This window comes from Amycolatopsis sp. NPDC057786, from assembly GCF_042797905.1.
In the GTDB taxonomy this organism is placed as follows: Bacteria; Actinomycetota; Actinomycetes; order Mycobacteriales; family Pseudonocardiaceae; genus Amycolatopsis.
Genome location: NZ_JBHVKW010000106.1, coordinates 22,381 through 30,119 on the forward strand (window position 1 = coordinate 22,381; position 7,739 = coordinate 30,119).

7 protein-coding genes are annotated in these 7,739 nt (G+C 70.4%); 2 read left to right on the forward strand and 5 right to left on the reverse strand.

Annotated features, from left to right (window positions below; genetic code table 11):
- Positions 1-155 precede the first annotated feature (155 nt).
- The gene (locus tag ACFVM3_RS35245; RefSeq protein ID WP_378444226.1) at positions 156-1,793 is read left to right on the forward strand and encodes an amidase family protein; all 1,638 of its coding nucleotides are present in this window, start codon (positions 156-158) and stop codon (positions 1,791-1,793) included.
- Here ACFVM3_RS35245 and ACFVM3_RS35250 read toward each other — a convergent pair.
- The 5 genes from ACFVM3_RS35250 to ACFVM3_RS35270 form a co-directional block, all read right to left on the reverse strand.
- The gene (locus tag ACFVM3_RS35250; protein WP_378444227.1) at positions 1,753-2,802 is read right to left on the reverse strand and encodes a quinone-dependent dihydroorotate dehydrogenase; all 1,050 of its coding nucleotides are present in this window, start codon (positions 2,800-2,802) and stop codon (positions 1,753-1,755) included. The genes ACFVM3_RS35245 and ACFVM3_RS35250 overlap by 41 nt on opposite strands.
- A 181-nt stretch (positions 2,803-2,983) precedes the next feature.
- Entirely contained in the window at positions 2,984-3,547 is a 564-nt protein-coding gene (locus ACFVM3_RS35255) for a GNAT family N-acetyltransferase (protein ID WP_378444228.1), read from the reverse strand.
- Between the two features lie 352 nt (positions 3,548-3,899).
- A complete protein-coding gene (gene add / locus ACFVM3_RS35260; protein ID WP_378444229.1) occupies positions 3,900-4,949 on the reverse strand; it encodes an adenosine deaminase in 1,050 nt (349 codons plus the stop codon).
- A 127-nt stretch (positions 4,950-5,076) separates the two neighbouring features.
- The gene (locus ACFVM3_RS35265) at positions 5,077-5,880 is read right to left on the reverse strand and encodes a DNA-formamidopyrimidine glycosylase family protein (protein ID WP_378444230.1); all 804 of its coding nucleotides are present in this window, start codon (positions 5,878-5,880) and stop codon (positions 5,077-5,079) included.
- 6 nt (positions 5,881-5,886) lie between these two features.
- A complete protein-coding gene (locus ACFVM3_RS35270; RefSeq protein ID WP_378444231.1) occupies positions 5,887-6,753 on the reverse strand; it encodes a ParA family protein in 867 nt (288 codons plus the stop codon).
- Positions 6,754-6,862: 109 nt separating this feature from the next.
- On the opposite strand from ACFVM3_RS35270, the gene ACFVM3_RS35275 reads away from it, so the two are divergent.
- Complete coding sequence (locus ACFVM3_RS35275; RefSeq protein ID WP_378444232.1) at positions 6,863-7,597, forward strand: methyltransferase domain-containing protein; 735 nt, start codon at positions 6,863-6,865, stop codon at positions 7,595-7,597.
- Positions 7,598-7,739: the final 142 nt, after the last annotated feature.

Below are 7,739 nucleotides of genomic sequence, written 5' to 3' on the forward strand. Positions count from 1 at the left end.
CTCGCGCTGCCTAACGTTTCTTACATGCACGCAGTGCTCTTCCCAGCTCGGGCCTGAACCCAGCCCGCGTGAGCGGGCGTTCCAGGGTGGCGGACCGGACACAGTGGGATCTCGCGCAGTGGTCTTTCTCGTCCCCACCGAGGAAAGGACGCCCAGTGACGACGCTTCCCCCGGAACCACCAGAACCGACCCCCGCTCCTCTTCCCAGCTCCTATCAGCGCGTCATAGCCGCCTACGACCGGATCGCCGAGGTCGACCGGCCCGACATCTGGATCACCCTGCGTCCTGTGGAAGACGCCCTCGTGGACGCGAAGGCGGTGGACGAACGGCTTCGCGCGGGCGCGGAGCTGCCGCTCGCGGGGACGCTGGCGGCGGTCGCCGACGTCATCGACGTCGCGGGCCTTCCCACGGCGGGGGAGGACGTCTGCTGTGTCGGCGCCACCTCCGTGTCCCGGCTGACCGCGGCCGGGGCGGTCGTGATCGGCAAGACCAACTGCGACCGGTTCGGCAGCGACCTCGAGCACACCCACAGCCCCTACGGCGCCGTGAGCGCCGCGCTGAACACCGAGCGGGTCTCCGGAAGCGCGAGCAGCGGCGCGGCCGTCGCCGTCGCCCTCGGCCTCGTGGACCTGGCGGTCGGCACGGACACGGCCGGGGCGGGCCGGGTTCCCGCTTCCCTCAACGGGATCGTCGGCTTGAAGCCGACGCTGGGCCTCGTGCCGAAGACCGGCGCCGCGCCGTGCGGCGGGATCGCCCTGTTCGCCCGCAGCCTCACCTTGGGGCAGCGCGCACTGGGTCTGATGACCGGTCCCGACGGGATCGATCCGCTCGCCCGCGACTGGCCCCCGGACGTCCGGCTGTCCGCGGGTGACCGGCCGAAGGTGGCGATCCCGGGTTCCGACACGCTCACCGGCCTTTCGCTGCAATCCCGGTCCGCCTTCCTCGGCGCGGTTTCGGCGCTGCGGGCGTCCGGCGCCCGGGTGGAGACGGTGGAGGTCTCGGCACTGCTGACGGTGGGCGGGTTGATCCACGACGACGGCTTCACCGCCGACAGGCAGCGTGTCGCCGAGGCCGGGATGCTCGCGCTCCGGATGCTGTCGGAGTACGACGCCCTCGTCCTCCCGACGGTCGCGGATCATCCCTCGGTCGCCGAGGCACTGTCCGATCCGGACGGTGTCGCGAAACGCCTGGAGCGGTTCACGGCGTTCGTCAACCTGCTCGACCTCGCCGCGGTCACGGTGCCGTCGTCGCCATCGGATCTGGGGCCGTACGGGGTATCCGTGGTGGTGCGGCCGTTCGACGACCAGGTCGCCATCGACCTCGCCGCCGTGCTCACCGACGAACAGGCCGACTTCCCTTATCCCGCACCGGGTGCGGATCTCGTGGTGTTCGGCGCGCATCTGCGCGGGCAGCCGTTGAACGGAAGCCTGGTCGCCGCGGGCGCCCGGTTCACCGGCCTGGTCCAGACCGGCGAGGGCTACCGGATGCTGTTGCTGCCCACCGATCCGCCCCAGCCGGGGGTGGTGCCGGTCAAGGCCACAGGCGAGCACACGATGCTTTCGGGTGAACGCTGGAGGCTCTCGCCTGCCGCGCTCGGTGCCTTCGCGGCCACGCTGCCCGTCCCGTTCGTCCTCGGCCGGATCCGGTTGGAGAACGGGGAAACACCGCTGGCGGTCCTGTGCGACCAGGCCGCCGCGGCGACGGCGACGGAACTGACGAGGTACCAGTGCTGGCGCGCCTACCTGAGGTTCGTCAGTACGGCCGGGCCGCGAGACCTCGGGCGACCCGCTTGACCAGACCGGGGCCGTGCAGGGCGAAACCGGTGTAGAGCTGGACCAGCCCGGCGCCGGCGTCGAGCATCCGGGCGGCGGCGCCGGCGTCGAAGATCCCGCCGACGCCGATGATCGGCAGCTTGCCGCCGGTCTCGTCGTGCACGAACCGCACCACCTCGACCGAACGCGCGGTGAGCGGGCGGCCGGACAACCCGCCCGCCTGCTCGCCGACGGCGGCCTCCGGCGGGGCGATCCCTTCGCGTGACAGCGTCGTGTTGGTCGCGATCAGCCCGGCGACACCGTGTTCGAGGCAGACCTCCAGCAGTTCCGCGAGCGCTTCGTCGGTGAGGTCGGGAGCGACCTTGACCAGGACGGGAGTCGGCTTCGCGTCGCCGGCGAGTTCGGCCGAGGTCTTCCGCAGCTCGGCGAGCAGCTCGGCCAGCGCGGACTTGTCCTGCAATGCCCGCAGGCCCGGCGTGTTCGGGGAGCTGACGTTGATCGCGAAGTAGTCGGCATACGGGTACAGCGCCCGCAGCGAGAACCGGTAGTCCTCGACGGCCTCGTCGAGCGGGGTCACCTTGGACTTGCCGATGCTGACTCCGAGCGGCACGGGCGGTTTCCCGGTCGCGGCGAGGCGGGCTGCGAGCGCCTCCGCGCCTTCGTTGTTGAAACCCATCCGGTTGATCACCGCGTCGGTCTCGGCGAGGGTGAACAGCCGCGGTTTGTCGTTACCCGGCTGCGGATGCCGGGTGACCGTGCCGACCTCGACGAACCCGAAGCCGAGCGCGGGCCAGGCGTGCAGGGCGCGGCCGTTCTTGTCCATCCCGGCGGCGAGGCCGACCCGGTTCGGGAAGCGGAGCCCGAGGAAGGTGACCGGATCGTCCGTCCGGTAGACGCGGCCGAGCGCGGCGAGCGCGGGGGAGACCCGGCTCAGCCTGGCGAGCGTGCCGATGGTGCGTTCGTGCACGGTTTCGGGGTCACTGCCGGAGACCCGGTAGAGGGCGGGACGGACGATCTTGTCGAAGAGCACGGCCCCATCATGCCTGGTGGCCGACGTGTCGCGTGATCCCGCTCGCCTTACGTCAGTGGCGACGCCTTCCCGTGCCGAGACGGACGTCCGCCGGTGCCTGAAGGCGGATCACGCGTGCTTGGAGGCGGAACTCACGTGATTGGAGGCGGAACACGCCGGAGGCCGCGTGATCCGGCTTCGATCACGTGCGGCTCGCCTTCCACTCGTCTTCGAGCATCGCGAAGACGAGTTCGTCACACCACTCGCCCTTCACGATCTCGTTCTGCCGCAGATGCGCTTCCTTCTTCATCCCGAGGCGTTCCATGAGCGCGGCGGACGAGGTGTTGCGGCCGTCACAGCGGCCGATGATCCGGTGCAGGCCGAGATCCTCGAACCCGAGCCGGAGCACCTCGACGGCGGCCTCCGCGGCGAGCCCCTTCCCGTGGTGATCGGGATGGAAGACGAAGCCGATCTCGCCCTGGCGGTGCTCACTGCTGAGGTATTCGAGGTTCAGGTCGCCGATCAGCTGCCCGGTCTCGGTCAGTTCCGCGGCGACCGCGAGGAACTGGCCTTCCTTCGACAGGCTGGTGCTGTGCACGCGTTTGGCGAGCGCGGCGGCGGATTCGGCCCGGCTCCGCGGGCCCCAGTAGAGGTAGCGGGCGACGTCGGCGCGGGACTGGAAGGAGTTGAGTTCGTCGAGATCCGCCGGAGTGAAGGCGCGGAGGGTCAGGCGCTGGGTGATGATCGGGAAATCGGGCCTCAGCATGGCGACAGGCTATCCAGTCGGCGGGGTTCCTGGGGGCGAAAGCGCGGCGGGCGGTCCTTCGAAGCGGGGCGGCACACCCGGAAATAGGGGTACCCCCGAGGCGGCTCCCGGACGCCGGAATCGGCGGCCGGGCCCGAGCCGGACCGGTGCTCGGGAACCTCGGGGGCCCGGTGACTGCCTGGTATTCGCTATCAGGCATCACGCGAAGCAGAGACGACGAGCCGAAGGTGGCTCCAACTTGCGTTGTATCGCTGCTGAAAGTCCTACGCGTGCGGTCCGCTAGCGGACAGTCACCTCACGAGTCCTGTTGGAATACAACTTTGGACCACCTCCTCTCTCGTGTACCGCCAAACTAGGCGAGGAGTTCGGGGTCCTGCAACAAGATTTCTTCGATCTCCGCGGTCAGGGCCGTCTTGTCCGCCGAGGGCAGAAAAGCGGCTTCCACGGCATTCTTCGCGAGCAGGGCGATTTCGGTCGCCGTCAGCCCCAGGGTTTCGGCCACCGCCAAGTACTCGCCGTCGAGGGTGGCGCCGAACATCGGCGGGTCGTCGGTGTTGAGCGTGACCGGCACGCCGTGATCGAGCAGCCGTCGCACGGGATGCGCCGCGATCGACGCGAACTGCCCGGTCCGCACGTTCGACGTGGGGCAGACCTCCAACGGGATCTGTTGGACGGCAAGGTATTCCAGTAACGCCGGATCGGTATGCGCGCCGACGCCGTGCCCGATCCGCTCGGCGCCGAGATCGTGCACCGCCGACCAGACGGTGGCGGGCCCGGTGGTCTCGCCCGCGTGCGGGACGCTGTGCAGCCCCGCCTCCCTGGCCGCGGTGAAGAAGGGGGCGAACTGCGCGCGGCCGACGCCGACCTCGGGGCCGCCGAGCCCGAAGGAGACCAGGCCTTCGGGACGTTCGCGGAGCGCGAACACCACCGTCTCCCGGCCGGCGACGACCCCTTTCTCGCCGGGAATGTCGAAGCACCACGCCAGTTCCACGCCGTGGTCCGCCCGCGCCGCCGCCCGCCCGGTGGCGAGACCGGTGAGGAGGTCGTCCGCCGACATCCCGTCGAGGACGTGGTTGTACGGCGTCACGGTCACTTCCGCGTAGCGCGCGTTCTGCGCCGCCAGATCCGCCGCCAGCCCGGTGACCAGGGTGTGGATGTCGCGGGCGTCGCGTACCAGCGACGTCACCGCCAGGTAGTTGCGGAGGAAATGCGGGAAATCGCGGAAGGTGAAGAACTCGGCGAGCGCCGACGGCTCCGTCGGCACCCCCGCGGACGGGCGGCGGCGGGCCAGTTCCAGCACCGTGGGCAGGCTCGCCGAACCGACGAGGTGGACGTGGAGTTCGACCTTGGGCAGGGCGTGCACGAACGCGCGCAGCGCCGTGCCCGTGAGGATTCCGGGCATGACAAAGCTCCCTGGGATGAAGAAGTGAAGGTGACGTGCGGAGGGAGCGGACGGCTCAGGGAGCGAGGTCGCCGCGTTCGGTGTCGGCCCCGTAGAGCGGGAGCTTGAACAGCGTCACGAGGCCAGCCTACCGGTCCGGGCGGGGTCCGGGCTGGCAATTCGGGCAGAACCAGGTCGGGCGCTGCTGGTGTCCGGTGCCCTGCTGGAGCACCTCCACCTTGCCGCCGCAGCGGAAGCAGCCCTGCCTCGTCCGCTCGTAGACCCACTGGCGCCTGCCTCGGCGCGGGTCCCCGGTGGTGATCTGCTCGTGGCGCCAGGCGTTGGCCACCAGCAGCTTCCGGCCGAGCGCGACCGCCTTCGCGGTGTCCACATCGGACACCGGTGTCCACGGGGAGACCTTGAGCAGGAAGCAGATCTCCACCTTGTACAGGTTGCCGATCCCCGCCATGATCCGCTGGTCCAGCAGGGCGTCGCCGAGTTCGCGAGCCGGGTCCGCGGCCAGCGCGGCCGCCGCCAGCTCCGCGAGTTCTTCCGTCCACTGTGGATCGAGCAGATCCGGCCCGAGGTGCCCGACAAGTCGGTCTTCTTCGTCCGTGGGCACGAGTTCGAGGTCGTGCACGCGGAAACCGATCGCCTGCAGATCCTCGGTGGCGAGGATGACCCGCGCCTGATGGGCCGGATTGCGCCAACGCGCGCCCGCCCGGTAGACGTCCCACTTGCCATCCATGCGCAGATGGCTGTGGAGGGTGAGGTCGCCGGAGAACCGCGTCAGCAGATGTTTGCCGACCGTGCCGACGCCCAGCACGTCACGTCCGGCGAGATCCGTCGTGGCCAGCTGGGGGACCCGGAACTCGCCTCGCAGCAGGGTCTTCCCGGCCAATGCCTTGTCGAGGACCTTGCCGGCGAGGAAGACGGTGTCGCCTTCGGGCATCGGACGTCAGCCCGTGCCGGTGTCGCTCAGCTTGGCGGGTGCTTCGGTGGTCTCGGGCTCTTCGTCGCCGCGCACCCGATGCCGTCCGGCCCGGCTCGAGCGCAGGACCTTCGCGAGCACCATGTTGAAGGTGAGCGCGATTTCCTGCGCGCCGGGGGAGTGCCACTCGTGGATCGGGCTGCACGCGCCTTGGGCCTGCTGCACCGCGAGCCGGTCCGGGATGGCCGTCGGCATCACCAGCGGCCCGAAGTTCTCCCGCAGCTCGGCCACACGGAACTGGTGCTCGTAGGAGCGCACGCGGAGCTTGTTGACCACGACGCCGATCGGCCGCAGTCCCGGGTTCTGCTCTTCGCGGATCTTCTCGATCGCGTCGAGCGCGCGGCGCGCGCCGGAGACGGCGTACATCGTGGGCTCGGTGACGATCAGGGCGCTGTCCGCGGCGACCAGCGCGGAGCGGGTCAGCCTGCCGAGCGATGGCGGACAGTCGAGGATCACCAGTTCGTAGGGCTCCTCGCGCAGCGGATTCGTGTGCAGCTCGTCGAGCGCACGGGAGAGGTTCTCCAAGCGGCGGCTGTCGGCGTCCGGTTCGTTGAGCATCTCCAGCTCTTCGGCGCCGACGAGGACGTCGATCCGGTCGCTCCACACGCTGGGCGCGATGGCGCGTTCGAGCACCGAGCGCACCGGCGTCTCCAGGACGTCGGCCAGCGTGCGATCGGTGAAGGGCGGGTCCAGCGAGGTGGTGGCGTTGCCTTGCGGGTCGAGGTCGGCCACGAGAGTCCGGGCACCCCTACGCAGCGCGGCGGACGCGACACCGAGGGCGACCGTCGTTTTACCGACGCCACCCTTCAGGCTGAGAACAGCGACCGTGTGCACTCGATACAGCCTACGGGCAGTCGGCGGGGTGGCTCCGTGGCAAGGTGTCGAACACCGCATCGGACTACACCCGGCGGCGCCCGGAAGGCGGGCATTACCCTGTGCGTTTATGAAGACGGACACCGTGGCCACGCGGGGATCGGGGGCGGTTCGCCGGGTTCTCGAAGCAGAACTCCGGGCCGCACGGGCGCGAGGCGCACAACAGCCGAACGTCGTCGACGTCGGCGGCGGCAGCGGCGGCTGGGCGGTGCCGCTGGCCTCGGCGGGTTGCCTGGTGACCGTGGTCGAGCCGAACCCGAACGCGCTGGCGACCCTGCGCCGCCGCGCCGAGGAAGAGGGCGTCTCCGGCAGCATCACGGTGATCGCCGACGACTCCGACGCGCTCGGCGCCCACGTCGCGGCGGGCTCTGCCGACCTCGTGCTCGCGCACGGGCTGCTCGAGGTCGTCGACGACCCGGCGCTCGTACTCGCCGCGCTGGCCGCCGCGGTCAAACCCGGCGGGGCGGTCTCGGTGCTGGTGGCGAACCGGCACGCGGCGATCCTGCAGCGCGCGCTGGCCGGACGGCTCGGTGAGGCACGGGAACTCCTCGCGTCCGGCGGCGGTGTCCTCGGCGGCGGCCGCGAGACCGTGCTGCGGCGCTTCGACGCGGAGGACCTTCGCGCGCAGCTGGTCGCGGTGGGGCTCGAGGTGACCTCGCTGCAGGGCGACGGCGTCGTGGCGGACTTCGTGCCCGGTGGGGTGCGGGAAGAGGACCTGGCGGAGTTCGAGCTGGCGGCGGCGTCGGTCCCGCCGCTGCGGGACATCGCCAGCAGGCTGCACGTCCTGGCCCACCGTCCCTCGTGAGTGGGCGGCTCGTTCAGTGCTTCCGGCGGTCCGGCGTCGAGCTCTTATGTCGTGAAGGGCCCCTTTGAGACCTTCAATGTCTCAAAGGGGCCCATCACCACATACCCACCGACCCGGACCCCACACACAAACGTCTGACTGC

Bases quoted from the DNA above. Each gene is read 5' to 3' on its own strand.
- ACFVM3_RS35265 (WP_378444230.1), bottom strand. From the start codon at position 5,880: ATGCCCGAAGGCGACACCGTCTTCCTCGCCGGCAAGGTCCTCGACAAG.
- ACFVM3_RS35275 (WP_378444232.1), top strand. From the start codon at position 6,863: ATGAAGACGGACACCGTGGCCACGCGGGGATCGGGGGCGGTTCGCCGG.
- add (WP_378444229.1), bottom strand. From the start codon at position 4,949: ATGCCCGGAATCCTCACGGGCACGGCGCTGCGCGCGTTCGTGCACGCC.
- ACFVM3_RS35255 (WP_378444228.1), bottom strand. From the start codon at position 3,547: ATGCTGAGGCCCGATTTCCCGATCATCACCCAGCGCCTGACCCTCCGC.